This window comes from Kitasatospora sp. NPDC059817, assembly GCF_042731835.1.
Taxonomy (GTDB): Bacteria; Actinomycetota; Actinomycetes; order Streptomycetales; family Streptomycetaceae; genus Kitasatospora.
Window position 1 is genome coordinate 1 of record NZ_JBHWIR010000163.1, and the last position, 17,153, is coordinate 17,153.

Sequence of the window (17,153 nt, forward strand, 5' to 3'; positions counted from 1 at the left end):
GGGGGGTTTTTGGGGGGGGTGGGGGGCCCGGGGCCCCGGGGGGGGCTGCGGCCCGAGACCCCCCCCGGGGGGGGGCGCGCGGGGGGGGGGGGGGGCCCCCGGGTTCGTCCGGGACGCACGGTGGGGAGGGCGCTTCGCAGCGCCCTCCCCACCGTGATCACGCCCCGCCGTGTTCACGCCCCGGCGGACCCAGGCCCTAGTGGTGGAAGCCCGACCGGGCCGGCACCCCGAGTTCCTTGAGCGGGCCGGGCTGGCGCCGCAGCTCCGGCAGCAGCCGGGAGAGGTCGGCCAGCAGCAGGTCGGCGAGGTCCAGCGAGAAGCCGTTGCGGCAGACCACCCGGAGCACCGACAGGTCCGTCCGGTTCGCGGGGAACGTGTACGCGGGCACCTGCCAGCCGCGCTCGCGCAGCCGCCGCGAGACGTCGAACACGTCGAACGGCTCGTCGTCGGCGGTGGTGAAGGCGAAGACCGGCAACTGGTCGCCGCGGGTCAGCAGCCGGAAGCCGCCCATGTGCTCGATCGCCCCGGACAGGTGGGTGGCGACCTCGCGGCAGGCGCCCTGGACGGCCCGGAGGCCGTCCCGGCCGAGCCGCAGGAAGATGTAGTACTGCGCGACGACCTCGGCGCCGGGGCGGGAGAAGTTGAGCGCGAAGGTCGGCATCTCGCCGCCGAGGTAGTTGACCCGGAAGACCAGTTCCTCCGGCAGTGCCTCCTGGTCGCGCCACAGGGCCCAGCCGACGCCGGGGTAGACCAGGCCGTACTTGTGCCCGGAGCTGTTGATCGAGGCGACCCGGGGGAGCCGGAAGTCCCAGACCACCCCGGGGTCGAGGAAGGGCGCCACCATCCCGCCGGAGGCGCCGTCCACGTGCACCGGGACGTCGAGGCCGGTGCGCTGCTGGAGGTCGTCCAGGGCCGCGCAGATCTCCGCGATCGGCTCGTAGGAGCCGTCGAAGGTGGAACCGAGGATGCCGACCACGCCGATGGTGTCCTCGTCGCACAGCGCGACCGCGTGCTCGGCGTCGAGGTGGAAGCGCCCGCCCTCCATGGGCGCGGTGCGGGCCTCGACCTCCCAGAAGGTGCAGAACTTCTCCCAGCACACCTGCACGTTGACGCCCATCACCAGGTTGGGCCGGGCCCCGGCCGCGTAGCGCTCGGCGTTGCGGTGCATCCAGCGGCGCTTGAGCGCCATGCCGGCCAGCATGCAGGCCTCGCTGGAGCCGGTGGTGGAGCAGCCGACCGTGGCGTCCGGGTCGGGGGCGTGCCAGAGGTCGGCGAGGATCGCCACGCAGCGCCGCTCCAGTTCGGCGGTCTGCGGGTACTCGTCCTTGTCGATCATGTTCTTGTCCAGGCACTCGGTCATCAGCCGGGCGGCCTGCGCCTCCATCGAGGTGGTGACGAAGGTCGCCAGGTTGAGCCGGGCGTTGCCGTCCAGCATCAGCTCGTCGTGGATCAGCTGGTACGCGGTGTCGGCCGTGACGGGCCCCTCGCCGAGCCGGTGCAGCGGCGGTGCCAGCTTCATCGAGCCCAGCGGGTCGGCGGCGCCCACGAGCGGCCCGATGCTCAGCCGGCGGTCGTTGCGGGCCCCCTTGTGCAGCGCCATGGAGTCCTGCCGCCCTTCATGTCGGTGGCCGTGTCCCGTCCCACGCTGCCACCGGCCGCCGGGTGACGCATCTTCACCGGCCGGGGTCGGGGTCGGGGTCGGGCGCCGCCGTCCCCGGCCGGTGAGGCCGCCGCGGGCCGCCTCCAGGCCGCCGCAGCCGGGTTCAGGCCGCCGTCTCCGGGTGGACCTGTTCGCGGGCGGCGCGGTACTGCTGGCGCACCGCCGAACCGATCGCCAGGTCCTGCTCCCCGTCCGGCTCGACGGTCTCGGCGTCCGGCAGCTCCCACTCCGGCGGCTCCGGGGTGCCGGCCAGCGCCCAGGCGGCCTGCCGGGCGGCCCCGCGGGCGGCGTGGGCGCCCGGCGGCGGCACCACGACCGGGACGCCGAACAGCGGCGGGGCGATGTGCCGGACGGCGGGCAGCCGCCCGGCCGCGCCGAGCAGGAACACCCGCCGCACCGCGACGCCCTGGGCGCGCAGCACGTCGAGGGCGTCCGCGATGTTGCACAGCATGCCCTCGACGGCGGCCCGGGCCAGGTGCTGCGGCGTCATCGACTCGGCCCGCAGGCCGGTCAGGGTGCCGGCCGCGTGCGGGAGGGCCGGCGTCCGCTCGCCGTCCAGGTAGGGGAGGAGCACCAGCCCGTACGCGCCGGGGGAGGAGTGCAGGGCGAGGTCGCTCAGGCCGTCCAGGTCCCGGCCGAGCATGGCGGCGGTGGCGCGGAGCACCTGGGCGGCGTTGAGGGTGGCGACCATCGGGAGGTGGCGGCCGGCGGCGTCGGCGAAGGAGGAGATCAGCCCGGTGGCGTCCACCACGGCCTGGTCGTGCACGGCGAAGATCGTTCCGGCGCTGCCGAGCGAGACCACCGCGTCGCCGGGGCGCAGCCCGAGGCCGAGCGCGGCGGCCATGTTGTCGCCGGTGCCGGCCGAGATCAGCAGGCCTTCGGGGGTGTGCCCGGCGGGTTCGGCGGGGCCGAGCACCTCGGGCAGCCGCAGCTCGTGGCCGAGCGCCAGCTCGACCAGGTCCTGCCGGTACTCGCCGGTGATCGGGGACCAGTAGCCGGTGCCGGAGGCGTCGCCCCGGTCGGTGGTGCGGCGCCTGGGGTGGCCGAGGAGCTGCCAGACCAGCCAGTCGTGCGGCAGCAGGACCTCGGCCACCCGGCGGGCGTTGGCCGGCTCGAACTCGGCCAGCCAGCGCAGCTTGGCGATGGTGTAGGTCGGGCTGGGGACGGCGCCGATCGCGGCGGTCCAGGCGGCCGGGCCGCCGAGCGCGTCCAGCAGCTTGGCGGCGGCGCCGCTGGAGCGCGGGTCGTTCCAGAGGATCGCCGGCCGGACCAGCACGCCGCCCGCGTCCAGGCCGATCATGCCGTGCTGCTGTGCGCTGACGCCGATGGCCCGGACGCCCTCCAGCAGGCCGCCGGCGGCGGCGTCGCCGAGCGAGTGCAGCCAGAGCTGCGGGTCGGTCTCGCCGGGGCGGGTGTCCGGGTCCTCGGGGACGGGGTGCGGCGCCTTGCCGGAGCGCAGGACGGCGCCGGTGTCGGCGTCGCACGCGACGATCCGGGTGCGGTTGGTCGAGCTGTCTATCCCCGCGACGATGGCCATGTCGAGATCATGCCTCAGCCCGGCCCGGGACGCGTCCGGGCCGGGTGAGGTGTTGCCCGTTCGGGACCGGACGCAGGGCCCTGGTACACCCTGGCGTCACCGTCCCGTCACGGGCGGAAGGTACCCCAGCCGTCGTCCTCGGCCCGGGAACGGTTGAAGTACGGCACCCGGTCGGTGACGGCGTTCGGCAGCCGGTCGCCGACCTTGTCCGCGACGGCGCCGGCGGCCTTCCCGGCGACCGCGCCGGCCTGCTGCCGGGCTCGGTCGGCCGCGCCCTGCACCGTGGGGTTCTGGGCGATCTTCCGGGTGACCTTCGTGATCTGGTCGTAGCGCCGGCGCCCGGCCCGGGAGCCCAGGACGTAGCCGGCCGCGAACCCCGCGGCCAACGACAGCTTCCACATGATCGGATCCACCCTCTCCTGGCGGCCTTCTGCCGCATTGCCCTACCCGTCCGTCGGGACGGCGAACCGTCCGTGCCCCCCAGCATCCCCGGGGGCCGTGCCGGGCGCGCGCCGGGCACGCCGGGCGGGAGCCCGGGGGCGGTCCGGGGGGCGGTCCGGCGAAAGCGATTGGCGGACCACCCCCCCGAGTGCGCTAATGTATGTCCCGCAGCGAGCGCCGAGGAGCCCGGGGAACCGGGGGCCGAGGCGGAAGCCGATCCCCCATAGCTCAATTGGCAGAGCAGCCGACTGTTAATCGGCAGGTTATTGGTTCGAGTCCAATTGGGGGAGCTCGGGAGAGGTCTTGCAAGAGGCCTCCTCCCGTCCGTGGTACGGAAGTTCGGTACCGCGATCCCGCATAGCTCAATTGGCAGAGCAGCCGGCTGTTAACCGGCAGGTTTTTGGTTCGAGTCCAAATGCGGGAGCTTCATCGGGTCCGCCCGGTGACTGCTCAGAGCGAAGGCCCCTCGGATGACCGGGGGGCCTTCGTGTTGTCTTCGTCACGTCGCGCCGTTCGTCACCTCGCGACGGCCGGGCGGCTCGGGTGGTCGCCTCTGGGGCTCAGGCGGTCGCCGCCCGGGTTCGGGTGGTCGCCTCCCGGGCTCAGGCGGTCGCTTCCCGGTAGAGCGCGGAGACCCGCTGGTCGAAGGTGACGCTGTAGGAGGTGCCGGCCGTCTCGCCGCCCTCCTGGTAGCCGCCGATCACGCCGACGACCGTGCCGCTGTCCGTCACCCACGGGCTGCCGCTGGTGCCGTCGGTGTAGCCGTCGCAGTCGAAGCGCTCCTGGGTCGGGCTCTGCGAGCGGGTCCTGGCCGCGCAGGTGATCGGCTCGTCGCGCTCGTTCGGGTAGCCGGTCACCGAGACGGCCAGCCCGAAGCCCTGGCCGGTGGCGATCGGGTTGCCGCCGACGGCGTCCTCGACCTGCTTGCCGCCGACCGTGCCCACGGTGACGAAGGCCACGTCGTACTCGGGGTCGTCGTCGTCCGCCCAGCGCGGGTCGACGGTGATCGACTTCACCGGCCAACTGCCGTGCGGGATGAAGCCGTTGCGGTAGCCGGGGGTGAACACCAGGCCGTCCAGCAGGCCGATCCGGCGGTTCTGCACGCAGTGCGCCGCGGTGACCAGCAGGTTGTGCCTGGGGCTGCGGACGACGCTCGCCGTGCAGGCCCGGGGGCCCTGCGCCGTCCGGACCGAGAGGGTGCCGATCCGGTCGCGGGTGCTGCTCTGCTGCGCGACCTCGGCGGCGGGCGCCTGGTCCTGCTCGCCGCCGTCGCACGCGGTTCCGGCGGCGAGCAGCAGGGCCGCCAGCGCGACCGTCCGTGCGGCGCGCGGGGGCCGTGCCGGGCGGGGGGCCATCGGGGCTCCGTCTCGTTCCTCGGGGCGGGCACCGGGTTCGTGCGTTCCGCCGTTCGAGAGGAAGATCTATCAGGCCGTGCCCGGCGGCGCCACTGCCGCCCCTCCGGTCAGCCGGTGGCCCGGTCGTAGAGCGCCTGGACGCGGTCGCCGAAGTAGCTGCTGTACGAGGTGTCCGGGCTGTCGCCGCCCTGCTGGTAGCCGCCGATCACGCCGACCACGGTGCCGGTCCTGGTGCTCGGGTCGAAGTCGGTCACCCAGGGGCTGCCGCTGGTGCCGCCGGTGTAGTCGGGGCAGTCGATCCGCAGCTGGGTGGAGCTCTGCTCGGTGGTGTTGTTGGCGCAGGTGATCGGGACGTCGCTGGTGCCGGGGTAGCCGGTGATCCGCACGGGCAGCTGGTAGCCGAGGCCGACGCCCAGCTTGTTGGCGCCGAGCACCTGCTGCACCTGCTGCCCGTTCTGGGCCTGGACGACCGCGAAGGCGACGTCCACGTCCGGGTCGGCGTGGTCCTTCCAGCCGTCGTCGACGGTGACGGCGATCAGCGGCCAGACGCCGCTGGGGGTGTCGCCGTTGCGGTAGCCGGGGACGAAGACGAGGTCGCTGCGCTGACCGAGTTGGGGGTCCCAGACGCAGTGCGCGGCGGTGACGATGAGGTTGAGCCCGGCGCTGTCGACGACGCTGGCGGTACAGAAGTGGTCGCCGTCCGCGTTGCGGGTGAAGACGGCGCCGACCAGGCCGTTGAGCACGGTGGGCCTGGCGGTGCGGGTGACCCCGGTGTGCCTGGCGACGGCGCCCCTGAGCCGCTGCCGGCTCCAGCCGTGGCCGCCGCCGGAGGCCGAGGCGGATCCGGAGGGGCGGGCGGAGGGGCGGGTGGAGGGGGTGGCCGGAGCCGAGCTGACCGTCGGCGCGCCCCCGCCGGGCCCGGCCGAGGTGGTGCAGCCCGCCGCGGCCAGCAGCACCGCGAGCGCCCCGGCGGCGGCTCCCGTCCCACGTGTCGTCATCCGTCCAGGCTGCCCGTGGGGCCGTCCGGGCGCCACCCGAACTGCGCAACCAGGACAGGCGCACGCCTGTGCGCACCCGTGCGCGCCCCCGGCGCGCACCACGGGTGATCGACCGGCTATGCTGCCCGGGACGTCCTTTCGGGGCCGTCTGCTGCTGCCGTGGTCGACGACCGGCGCACGCGGCGAACCGGGGCGGTAGCTCAGCCGGTTAGAGCAGGGGACTCATAATCCCTTGGTCGTGGGTTCGAGTCCCACCCGCCCCACCTCAGCCACTGATCGATCGTTGGATCGATCATCAGACAAAACAGTGGCTTGATCTGGCAGAACGGCTCCAGTTCCGGTCGGAACTGTAGAGCATCGGCCAGCCGCTCAGGGCTCGGCGCGCCGGGATTCACCCGCCAGTGGACACGGCCAGGGGTTCGCCCCCGGGCTGTCGGCAGCGTCCCGGCCGAGTGGTGCCGCCCGTCCACCGGGCGCAGCCAAGCCGCGCCGTTGCCCGCCTGTGGAGGGGGCTGTGATGGATGGGCGCGATCAGGACCGTCTTGAGTTTCCGTCGGGGGAGCCGGCCGGCTCCAGGTCCGGGCGTGGACTCTCAGGTGAACCTCGAATCCATGGAATTCCTTTATTTATGAGCGCCATCCTGAAATCTGGCAGTATGTCTGATTCTTCGATCCGAGAGGGCTTCCGACCAGTGGGTCTTAGCCGGTCGAGGGTGGTTCGACTATTGCCCGAAAATCGCCCGTCGGTCATAGATTCAAGCGGAATCTTTGCATCCGAACCGGTGGTCCGGAGTTCCTCCCGCAGGGGCGGGGGTTGCCCATCCGGCGCGTGATAGGGTCCTGAATTCGTGACCCGGCGCATACCAGGCCGGGCCGGCTTGGGGGGAATCCAGGTGGCCCGGTGTCGTCGGGTCGCCATCGCAATTCGGGCGCGCCGGCGAGGGACGCATGCGTGAAGGTGTGCAGTCGCCAACCCGTGCCAGGGGCTGTCGGCGCGACTTGTGCTTTCTTCACACACCATGCCCGGACTCACCGGACCATCGGTTCTGAGGATTCCGGGTCTTCTGACCGGGGGGATGAGAAGAACCGTGTACTTTCGCGTTCTCGGAGCACTTGCAGTGGAGACGGACGGTGGGACGCCGCGCACTCCGCGGGCGTTGAAGCTCCGGGCCTTGCTGGCGCTGTTGTGCCTGAACGACGGCCGCCCACTGTCCGCGCCGCAGCTCATCGACGCCCTATGGTCGGGGACGCCGCCGCGCACCGCGTCCACCGCCCTGCAGGTGTACGTCTCCCGGCTCCGCAAGCATCTGGTGGGTGCGGGCTTCGACGTGTCCGGGCTGCTGACCAGGCCGCCCGGCTACATGATGGAACTCGCCCCGCTCACCCTGGACCTGCACAGCTTCGAATCGCTGTGCCTGCGTGCCGGGGAGCTGCGGGCGGCGGGCCGGCTGGAGGAGGCCTCGCTGCTGCTCTCCCAGGCGCTCGGGCTGTGGACCGGCCCGGCACTGGCGGACCTGTCCACGGTTCCGGCATTGCAGAGCCTGGGTCACCAGCTGGACGAGAAGCGGTCGGCCGCGCTGGAGGAGCGGGCCGAGACGGAACTGCTCCTGGGACGGCACAAGCCGCTGGTCGGCGAGCTCTACGGGTTGATCGACGAACAGCCGATGCGGGAGACCTTCCACGGTCTTCTCATGCTTGCGCTGTACCGCAGTGGCCGACCGGCCGAAGCCCTCATGATCTACAACCGCATCCGGCGCGTCCTCATCGACGAGATCGGCATCGAACCGGGGCCCAGGCTGAGGCAGTTGCAGCAGTCGGTCTTGGCGCGGGACGCCGGCCTCGAAGAGCACACACTCGCCCATCTCGCCTGCTGAACGGGCTAGCCGCATCCCTATGACTCGTCCGGTCCCGCGACGCGCTCCGCTCGGGGGGCCGGGCGAGTCGTGCCGGCTTCCGCCCCCGCGATCCCCTGCCGCAGCGGCTTGCGGCCCCACCGGGGCCGGCCGAGGGTGATGAAGGCCTCCGCCTGCATCGCCGCGAGACCGATCCGCGGCAGATCGCGGGTGTGCGGGAAGACCAGGAAGCGCGGCACCCACTCCGGCTGGAACTTCGCGTTGAACTTGTACAGCGACTCGATCTGGAACCAGCGCGAGAGCAGTACGAGCAGCCCTCGCCAGGCCCGCAACACCGGTCCCGCGCCGAGCCGTTCTCCCCGGGCCAGGGCTGAGCGGAACATTGCGAAGTTGAGCGAGACCCGGCGTATCCCGAGTGCAGGCGCCGCCTGCAGAACGGCGACGATCAGCAGCTCGTTGAGGCCGGGGTCGGCGGCGCGGTCCCGGCGCATCAATTCCAGCGAGATTCCGTCGGGGCCCCAGGGCACGAAGTGCAGTACGGCTGCGAGGTCGTCGGCATCCGGCTTCCCGCCCGCCTCGCCCGATTCGGCGTCCGGGGACTGGTGTGCGGTGACCACCACGCAGCCGGTGTCCTCCGCGTCGCCGAAGCGGCCGAGGGCGGTGGAGAAACCTCGCTCGATGTCGGTGCCGCGCCAGCGGGCCGCTGCGGCCGCGATCCGCGCCCGCTCCGCGTCGTCGAGATCGCAGACCCGGCGGACCTTGCAGGAGTAGCCGTTGCGCTCGACGCGTTTGACCATCTGGCGCACATTGCGCATGACCCGCCCGCTCAGTGAGAAGTCGGCCGTGTGCACAACCGCTTCATCACCCAACTCCAGAGCGTCCAGTCCCGCTTCGCGCGTCCACACCTCGCCGCCGGTTTCGCCGCACCCGATCACGGCGGGCACCCAGGCGTGCCGCCTGGCCTCGTCCATGAACGCTTTGATCGCTCCGGGCCAGGCTTCGACGTCGCCGATGGGGTCGCCGGAGGCGAGCATCACACCGGACTCGACGCGGTAGGCGATGGCGGCCTTGCCGGTCGGCGAGAGCAGGACGCTCTTGTCACGCCGCAGCGCGAAGTACCCCAGCGAGTCGCGCGCCCCGTGCCGTTCGAGCAGCTCACGTACCCGGGCCTCGTCGTCCGCGGAGAGCTCCGCCAGCGGTTTCTCGGGCCGCAGGAACAGGTAGGAAGTGGTCAGCAGGGTGATCAGACCGAGCGCGCCGAGTGAGTAGCCGACCAGGTCCGCGACCCGGTCCGAGGTGTAACGCACCGGCCCCTCGACTCCGACGAGCCCGTACGCGGTGTGCTGCAGCCGCTCCTCCAGTGAGGGCGAGCCGGCCTCGTAATCCGGGTGCACATTGGTGATCAGCAGCCCCAGTGCGAGGGAGACGCCGCCCACCGTGATGAAGCTCAGCAGCGCTCGCCAACGGGTGCGCGGGTCGGACAGCGCGTAGAACTCCCGCCGGTACAGCAGCATCACCAGGAGCAGCGCGAACGACACCACACCGGTGGCGGTGGTGTGCCACCGCAGGAGGTGCAGCAGCCCACCCACCGGGAGCAGCACGACCACCGCCCGCCAGGCCCGCCGCTTGCGGCGGCGCAGCGCGTGCGCCAGCAGTACGAGCAGCACGCCGACCATCAGCGAGCCGACCGCGGTCACCGTGGTGGTGCCACCGGGCAGTTGACCGGCCAGCAGGCGCACCCGACTGTGGCGGAAGCCGGGGAAGACGGCGGCCGCGAGGTCGATCAGCCCGATCAACAGGCAGGCGTACGCGGCGAGGGCGGGGACGCGCGGCCGGGACGCTGGGGTGGCCAGGTTGCGAAGGGTGTGCGCTGCCGGGCGACGACTCGTGGCCGGACCCGGGCGGGGAGGCGCTGGATTGTTCATAGAGCGCGAATCTAAAGCCGGATCAGAGGATTTCAGTCATCCTGAAGAATGAGATCCGGCGGGATTAAGGGGCGCTTTAGTGGAGTGAAATGCAAGTGGCGTGCATGTGGAGGTTTAGCGCCCGCGTCTAGCATTCTTCTCGCAGTGGAGTCAGGCGGAGCCGGTTTGTCCGGTCGGGATCGCGATGATGCGATTTGCTTCCCGTTGCTTCCCGGCTTTTCCGTGTGTCCTCCACATTCCGTCCTTGTGTTCGGCGGGAATCCGCCGGCCGGTGCGCACCATGAGGAGTGTGAGAGAAGTGTCAGGGTCCGGATCCGGCGATATGCGCCTTCCCGTGTCAACGGCCCAGCGTGAGATGTGGCTGGCCGAACAGGTCGATCCGACCGCTCCACAACAACGCGTCGGTGAGTACCTGGAACTCCACGGGGCCATCGACCGGCGGGTCTTCGAAACGGCGATGCGGCAGGCCGTCGCGGAGGCCGTCCCGATGCACGCCCTGTTCGTCGAGGAGGACGGTGAGCCCCGGCAGAGCGTGACCCCCTTCTCCGACTGGGAGTTTCCGGTCCTCGACGTCTGTGGCGAACCGGACCCCGAGGCCGCCGCGCTGGCCTGGATGCGGGCCGACCTGTCCCGCCGGATGGACCTTTCCCGAGGGCCGCTCTTCTCCTACGCGCTGCTCAGCCTGGGGCCGGATCGCAGCTTCTGGTACCTCAGCGCCCACCACGCGGTCGCGGACGGGCACACGGGAGCCCTGATCGCCCAACGGGTGTCCGAGCTCTACGCCGCCATGACCGCGGGACTCCCCCTGCCGGCCAGCCGGTTCGGGGCCATCCGGGAGATGCTGGCGGACGACGCGGACTACCAGGCCTCCGACCGGGGCGCGGTGGACCGGGCGTACTGGACGACCCGGTTCGCGGACGGACCGGAAGTCGCCACCCTCGCCTCCCAACCGCCGGGCGGGCCCGCCGCGCAGGGGCAGACCAGTCACACCGGCAGCCTCTCCGTAGCCGAGACCGAGCAGCTCAAGGCCGCCGCCCGCTCGGCCCGCACCCACTGGTCCGTGCTGGTGATCGCCGCCGCGGCCGCCCAGGTCCACCGGCTCGCCGGCGCACAGGACGTCATCCTGAGCTTGCCGATGGCCGCCCGCACCGATGCCGCGGCGCGCACCACTCCGGGGATGTACTCCAACGCCCTGCCCCTGCGCGTCACGGTCCGCCCGGACCTCACGCTGCACGAGCTCATCCGTGAAGTCGCCGGTGGATTCCGGGAGATGATCCGACATCAGCGTAACCGGGGTGAGCGCCTGGGGCGCGACCTCGGCTTGCCGGACACGGGGCGTTACCGGACCGGTCCCATGGTCAACATCATGGCCTTCGACTACGACCTGCACTTCGCCGGTCGGCCCGCCATTGCCCACCACCTGACCCAGGGGATCGTCGAGGACCTGTCGTTCACGGCCTTCGACCGCTCGGACGGCCTGGGGCTGCGCATCGATCTGGTCGCCAACTCGGCCCGCTACGAAGCCGACGAGCTGGCCGCACAGCACGCGCGCTTCCTGCGTTTCCTACGTGCCTTCAGCACGGACCGGGACATGCGGGTCGGCTCCGTCGATCTGCTCACCGAGGGTGAGCGGATCCGGTTGCTCACCGAGCTCGGCGGCCCCGAGCACGAGTACCCGGAAGCCGGCCTCCCGGAGCTGTTCGCCCGGCAGGCCGAGGACACCCCGTACCTGCCGGCCGTGGTCTCGGCGGAGACCACGCTGACCTACCGGGAGCTGGATACCGCCTCGAACCGGCTCGCCCGGCTCCTCATCTCGCGGGGTGTCGGGCCCGAGCGGATCGTCGCCGTCGCGTTGCCCCGTTCGGCCCTTCTCGCCGTTGCCGTCCTCGCCGTCCTCAAAGCGGGCGGCTGCTATCTCCCCGTTGATCCCGAATACCCTGCCGAGAGGCTGTCGTTCATGCTGAGCGACACCGTGCCCGCCGTCGTGCTGACCACTGTGGACACGGCCCGGCGGCTGCCGCACACGGACGCCCCCCGGCTGATCCTCGACGACTCCGGCACCCTGGGCGAGCTGGATCAGTTGGCCGGCACGGAGATCGACGACGAGCAGCGGCTGGGCCGGCTCGACCCGGGGCATCCCGTGTACGTCATCTACACCTCTGGCACCACCGGCCGGCCCAAGGGCGTGGTGATGCCCGGGCGGGCGATGGTCAACCTCCTGTCGTGGCACGACGAGGCCTTCCCCTCGGCCGCCGGGGCCAGGGTCGCCCAGTTCACCGCGCTCAGTTTCGACGTGTCCGTGCAGGAGATCCTGTCCGCGGTGCTGTTCGGCAAGACCCTGGTGGTGCCGGCCGACGAGGTCCGGCGCGACCCCAAGCTGCTCGCCGCCTGGCTTGACGCGGAGCGCGTGAACGAGCTCTTCGCCCCCAACCTCGTCTTGGAGGCGCTGTGCGAGGCGGCCCTCGACCAGGGGTGGAGCATCCCGTCGCTGCGGGTCCTGGCGCAGGGCGGTGAGGCGCTCACCCCGAGCCGCCAGGTACGCGAGTTCGTGCGGAGCCGCGCCGGGCGTCGGCTGCACAATCACTACGGCCCGAGCGAGACCCATCTGGTGACGGCCCACACCCTGGCGGCGGACGTCGACGCGTGGCCGCCCGCCGCCCCGATCGGTCGGCCGATCCCCAACATCAGGGCGTACGTCCTGGACGCCAGCCTGGGCCTGACTCCGGAGGGGGTGCGCGGAGAGCTGTACCTCGCCGGGGCCGGGGTGGCCCGGGGCTACCTGAACCGCCCCGGACTCACCGCCGTACGGTTCGTCGCCGACCCGTACGGGCCGCCGGGAAGCCGGATGTACCGGACCGGGGACGTGGCCCGCTGGCTGCCCGACGGGCAGCTGGAGTACCACGGTCGGTCCGACGACCAGATCAAGATCCGTGGATTCCGGATCGAGCCCGGAGAGATCAGGTCGGCCCTCGCCGCCTGCCCCGGTATCGTCCACGCCGAGGTGGTGGCCCACGAGGTCAGGCCCGGGGACCGGCGGCTCGTCGGATACGTCGTACCGCAGACGCAGGGGTGCGACACGGCCGCGGTGCGCGAGTTCGTCCGGGCGAGGTTGCCGGCCCACCTGGTGCCCTCGGCCGTCGTCGAGCTGGCGGAGCTTCCGCTCACGCCGAACGGAAAGCTGGACCGCCGGGCGCTGCCCGAGCCCCGGCTCACCGGCGGCGCACCGGCCCGCGAACCGGCCACCGAGCAGGAGCGGGTCCTGTGCGGCCTCTTCGCCCAGGTACTGGAGGTGCCCGCGGTCGGTGTCGACGAGAACTTCTTCGACCTCGGCGGGCACTCCCTCCTCGCCGCCCGCCTCGTCGCGCGGATCAGGGCCGCGCTCGGCACGCCGCTGGAAGTGCACGCCCTGTTCGAGTCCCCGAGCCCGGCCGGGCTCGCACGGCGGATCGCGGACCCGTCGTCCGGCGCCGCGCCGCAGTCCTTGTTGCCGTTGCGCGCGGAGGGCTCCCGGCCTCCGCTGTTCTGCGTCCACCCGGCTGCCGGAATGGGCTGGCCGTACGCGGGGCTCCTGCCGCACCTCGGCCCCGACCAGCCCGTGTACGCGCTCCAGGCGCGGCGCGGCCCCGGTGAGACGCCGGGCTTCCCGGCCACCGTCGAGGACATGGCCGCCGACTACGTGGCACAGATCCGTGCGGTGCGCCCCGAGGGCCCCTACCGGATACTCGGCTGGTCCTTCGGCGGGCTGGTGGCCCACGCCATGGCCACCCTCCTGGAGCGCGAGGGCAAGGCGGTCGACCTGCTCGTGATGGTGGACTCCTATCCCGTGGACGACCGGCTCCGGGCCGACATGCCCAGGTTCAGCGAGGACGAGTTCGGCCGCTCCCTGCTCCAGTCGGTCGGCGACGACGATTCCCTCCTCGGGGACGACCGGGCCCGGGCCGTGCTCCGCGACGTCTACCGCAACGACCTCGACCTGATGGCCGGGTTCAGGCCCGGCAGATTCGACGGCGGATTGCTGTTCTTCCGAGCTGCGGAGTCCGACCCCGGCGACCCGTACGAACCGGGCCGCAGCACCGCAACAGCCTGGGCGGGCCACATCGGCGGCTCGGTCGAATCCCACGACGTGCCAGCCACCCACCACCGCATGATGAGGCCGTCGGCCCTGGCGGAGATCGGGCCGGTCCTCGCCGCGCGGCTGCGGCCCGCGGACGCGTAACGGCCCCGCCCCGAGGCGACGGCCCCACCAACCCCGGCGCACCCGCGCCCCGAGGACCAGGAGGTCCACCGCATGACAACCACCCCGACCCACCCCGAGCACCCTGGCGTCGACGCTGCGCTGGCAGACGTACGGTCGCTGGCCCGCCGCGGCATCGAGGGCCGGACGGACTATCACGGCCCCCGGCTCCTGCGCAGGCTCGTGGAGGGCAGGCAGGGCGGCCCGTACGAGCACTTCGAGGTACGTCCGTCGGGACCGCTGATCGGCGCCGAGATCCACGGCATCGACCTGCGCACCCCGGTGAGCGACGAGGTGTTCGGCGAGCTGGACCGGGCCCTGCTCGAATGGAAGGTGCTGTTCTTCCGCGATCAGGACCTCACCGCTGAGCAGCAGCGAGCCTTCGCGTCCCGATGGGGCGCGATCGAGGGGCACCCGTTCCTGCCGGCGGGTACCGGCGAGGACGTCGTGCGACTGGAGAAGGGCAAGCAGAACCCCGGCTTCGAGAACGTCTGGCACTACGACTTCCCGTGGATCGAGCGCCCCCCGCTCGGCGCCGTCCTGCGCATGGTGGAACTGCCCGAAGGGGGCGGCGGCGACACCCTGTTCACGGATGCGGCCGCCGCGTACGACAACCTCCCGGACGAGGTGAAGGCGCGCATCGACGGGCTGAAGACGGTCAACGACTTCACCCCGTCGGCCAACTACCGCGAGTTGATGACCGACGAGCAGCGGGCGCACTTCCAGGGGGTCTACCCGCCGGTGGAACACCCGCTGGTGCGCACCCACCCGAAGACCGGGCGCAAGACACTGTTCCTGACGTCGATCTTCACCACCCACATCGCGGGCCTGCCGGCCGACGAGAGCGAGGAGCTGCTGGCCTACCTCTTCCGCCAGCTGGAGTACCCCGAATACCAGGTGCGCTTCCGCTGGGAGGCGAAGTCCATCGCGTTCTGGGACAACCGGGCCGTGCAGCACTACGCCACCTCGGACTACCACCCGAACCGCCGGGTTGTGGACCGGACCGCGATCGCCGGCGACCGGCCGTTCTGACCTGAGCACTCGGCCTGGCACGCCCCGCACCCGCCACTCACGTCATACGGAGGAACATCCATGCATCTCAGCGAAGAACAGATCACCCGGTACCACGAGGACGGATTCCTCCTCGTCGAGTCCGTGCTGGACGACCGGGAGGTGGAACGGCTTCGGGCCGCGTTCCAGCGCGACTGCCGTGTCCACGGTCCGCAGGTGATCAGGGAGGAGTCCCGGGACGAGGTGCGCGCGGTGTACGCGTCGCACCACCGGCAGCCCGAGTACGCCGGGCTGATCCGGGACCCCCGGATGCTCGCGCCGGTGCGGCAACTGCTCACGGACGACGTGTACGTGTACCAGCTCAAGATCAACGCCAAGCCGGCGTTCGGCGGCGAGAAGTGGTCCTGGCACCAGGACTACGTCGCCTGGCGCCTCGCCGACCGGTTGCCCGCCCCGCTTCAGGTCAACGTCGGTGTCTTCCTCGACGCCGTCGACGAGTTCAACGGCCCCATGATCTTCGTGTCCGGGTCGCACCGCCACGGCCCGATGCGCGGCAGCCGTACGGCCGAGGCCAAGTCCGCCCAGCACCTGGACCCGGAGGACATCGCGCTGACTCCTGACCAGCTCTCCACCCTGGTCGCCGAGCGTGGCATGGTCAGCCCCAAGGGCCCGGCCGGCTCCATCGTCTTCTTCTCGCCCGAGATCGTGCACGGCTCCGCACCCAACATGTCGCCCTTCCCACGCCGACTGCTCATCGCCACCTACAACGACACCGCCAACCTGCCGAGCTGGACCGGTGAGCCGCGCCCCGACTACGTCGTGTGCCGGGACACCGGGCCCCTGCGCATCCTCGACGCCCCTTTCCTCGACGTCCTCGAAGGGGTGTCGGCGTGATGCGCGGGAAAGCCGTCGTCCTGGAGGAGTTCGGCCGGCCGCTCGCGCTGCGGGAGTACGAGGTCCCGTCGGCCCCGGCCGGGGGGATGCTCGTGGCCTGCCGCCACGGCGGCATCTGCGGCACCGACCTCCACCTCCAGCAGGGCCATCTGCCGATCCCCACCCCGTTGGTCCTCGGCCACGAAGGCCTCGGCACCGTCCACGAGCTCGGTCCAGGCGCCCCCGAACACGATGCCACGGGAACCGCACTGCAAACCGGCGACACCGTGATGTGGGCCTCCTCGATCGCCTGCGGCTCCTGCGTCCCGTGTCGGCTGCACCGTGAGCCGACCCTGTGCGAGAACCGCCGCACCTACGGGGTCAACCGCTCCACCACCGACGGCCCCGAGCTCTCGGGCGCCTGGGCCGAGTTCATCGTGCTGCAGGCCGGCACCACCGTCGTGAAGCTGGACGACGGCATCGACCCGCTCGCCGCCATGTCCCTGGCCTGCGCGGGGCCGACCGTCGTGCACGCCCTCCACGAGCGCAGGCCGGTGCGCCTCGGCGAGACGGTCGTGGTCCAGGGCAGCGGCCCGGTGGGCCTCGCGGCCGCCGCGTTCGCCCGGCTTGCCGGGGCTGCCAAGGTCATTCTGGTGGGCGGTCCGGACAGCCGACTGGCCCTCGCGGCCGCCGCAGGCATCGGCGACGTGCACCTCGACATCACCGCGCCCGGCGACGCCGAGGCAGTCCTGGACCGGGTCCGCGCGGAAACCGGAGGAACCGGGGCCGACCTCGTGATCGAGTGTGCGGGCGTGCCCGCGGCGGTCGCGCAGGGCCTCACCCTCGCCCGCCGGGGCGGCTCCTACCTGGTCATCGGCCAGTACACGGACGCAGGTGACACCCTGCTCAACCCGCACCAGATCGTGTACCGGCAGCTCGATGTCGTCGGATCCTGGGCGTTCACCGGCGCGCACCTCGTCGAGTACGTACGCCTGCTGCCCGCCCTCACGGCCCGCTTCGACCTGGGCAGCCTGGTGTCGTCCTACCCGCTGCACGACCACGGGGCCGCGCTCGCGGCCGTGGCGGACGGTTCGGTGATGAAGGCGGTCCTCACGAACCGGTAGGCGTGTGCGAGGTGGTACGCGTGGGGGGGGGGCCGGCCGGGGGGGGGGGGGGGGACCCCCCACACCCCCCCCCCCCCCACAACAGAGAGGGGGGGGGAGAGAAAAAGAAGACACACACCCACAACCCCAAGAAGGGGGGAGGT

At 72.0% G+C, this 17,153-nt stretch carries 11 protein-coding genes and 3 tRNA genes; 8 read left to right on the top strand and 6 right to left on the bottom strand.

Annotated elements, in window-relative coordinates; translation table 11 throughout:
- Positions 1 to 196 precede the first annotated feature (196 nt).
- From ACFV61_RS27570 to ACFV61_RS27580, 3 genes are all read right to left on the bottom strand, one after another.
- Positions 197 to 1,600: a glutamate decarboxylase gene (locus ACFV61_RS27570; RefSeq protein ID WP_380494482.1), complete on the bottom strand. Its 1,404-nt coding sequence runs from the start codon at positions 1,598 to 1,600 to the stop codon at positions 197 to 199.
- A 163-nt stretch (positions 1,601 to 1,763) separates the two neighbouring features.
- Positions 1,764 to 3,197: an FGGY family carbohydrate kinase gene (locus ACFV61_RS27575; protein WP_380423384.1), complete on the bottom strand. Its 1,434-nt coding sequence runs from the start codon at positions 3,195 to 3,197 to the stop codon at positions 1,764 to 1,766.
- A gap of 107 nt (positions 3,198 to 3,304) precedes the next feature.
- Positions 3,305 to 3,610: a hypothetical protein gene (locus ACFV61_RS27580; protein ID WP_380340974.1), complete on the bottom strand. Its 306-nt coding sequence runs from the start codon at positions 3,608 to 3,610 to the stop codon at positions 3,305 to 3,307.
- 245 nt (positions 3,611 to 3,855) lie between these two features.
- Between ACFV61_RS27580 and ACFV61_RS27585 the strand changes: the two genes are divergently transcribed.
- Positions 3,856 to 3,928, top strand: a tRNA-Asn gene (locus ACFV61_RS27585).
- Between the two features lie 61 nt (positions 3,929 to 3,989).
- Positions 3,990 to 4,062, top strand: a tRNA-Asn gene (locus ACFV61_RS27590).
- 178 nt (positions 4,063 to 4,240) lie between these two features.
- On the opposite strand, the gene ACFV61_RS27595 is transcribed toward ACFV61_RS27590, so the two are convergent.
- A complete protein-coding gene (locus ACFV61_RS27595; protein WP_380374977.1) occupies positions 4,241 to 4,993 on the bottom strand; it encodes a trypsin-like serine peptidase in 753 nt (250 codons plus the stop codon).
- 107 nt (positions 4,994 to 5,100) lie between these two features.
- Positions 5,101 to 5,991 carry a hypothetical protein gene (locus ACFV61_RS27600; protein WP_363370010.1) on the bottom strand — a complete coding sequence of 297 codons (891 nt, stop codon included), beginning with the start codon at positions 5,989 to 5,991 and terminating at the stop codon, positions 5,101 to 5,103.
- A 189-nt stretch (positions 5,992 to 6,180) separates the two neighbouring features.
- Between ACFV61_RS27600 and ACFV61_RS27605 the strand changes: the two genes are divergently transcribed.
- Together ACFV61_RS27605 and ACFV61_RS27610 are read left to right on the top strand one after the other, a co-directional pair.
- Positions 6,181 to 6,254, top strand: a tRNA-Ile gene (locus ACFV61_RS27605).
- Between the two features lie 908 nt (positions 6,255 to 7,162).
- Entirely contained in the window at positions 7,163 to 7,864 is a 702-nt protein-coding gene (locus ACFV61_RS27610) for a BTAD domain-containing putative transcriptional regulator (protein WP_380340980.1), read from the top strand.
- A gap of 17 nt (positions 7,865 to 7,881) precedes the next feature.
- Here the strand turns inward: ACFV61_RS27610 and ACFV61_RS27615 are convergent, their stop codons facing one another.
- The gene (locus ACFV61_RS27615) at positions 7,882 to 9,768 is read right to left on the bottom strand and encodes a phosphatidylglycerol lysyltransferase domain-containing protein (RefSeq protein WP_079135571.1); all 1,887 of its coding nucleotides are present in this window, start codon (positions 9,766 to 9,768) and stop codon (positions 7,882 to 7,884) included.
- A 334-nt stretch (positions 9,769 to 10,102) separates the two neighbouring features.
- On the opposite strand from ACFV61_RS27615, the gene ACFV61_RS27620 reads away from it, so the two are divergent.
- The 4 genes from ACFV61_RS27620 to ACFV61_RS27635 all read left to right on the top strand — a co-directional run bounded on the left by ACFV61_RS27620 (position 10,103) and on the right by ACFV61_RS27635 (position 17,010).
- Positions 10,103 to 13,984, top strand: coding sequence for an amino acid adenylation domain-containing protein (locus tag ACFV61_RS27620; protein WP_380494485.1), 3,882 nt, complete (start codon positions 10,103 to 10,105; stop codon positions 13,982 to 13,984).
- A gap of 72 nt (positions 13,985 to 14,056) precedes the next feature.
- Complete coding sequence (locus ACFV61_RS27625) at positions 14,057 to 15,034, top strand: TauD/TfdA dioxygenase family protein (protein WP_380423389.1); 978 nt, start codon at positions 14,057 to 14,059, stop codon at positions 15,032 to 15,034.
- A 60-nt stretch (positions 15,035 to 15,094) separates the two neighbouring features.
- Positions 15,095 to 15,907, top strand: a complete 813-nt coding sequence (locus tag ACFV61_RS27630; protein WP_380340989.1) for a phytanoyl-CoA dioxygenase family protein — start codon at positions 15,095 to 15,097, stop codon at positions 15,905 to 15,907.
- On the top strand, positions 15,907 to 17,010 hold the full coding sequence (locus ACFV61_RS27635; RefSeq protein ID WP_063347474.1) for a zinc-binding dehydrogenase: 1,104 nt from the start codon (positions 15,907 to 15,909) through the stop codon (positions 17,008 to 17,010). Before ACFV61_RS27630 ends, ACFV61_RS27635 begins: the two co-directional genes overlap by 1 nt.
- Positions 17,011 to 17,153: the final 143 nt, after the last annotated feature.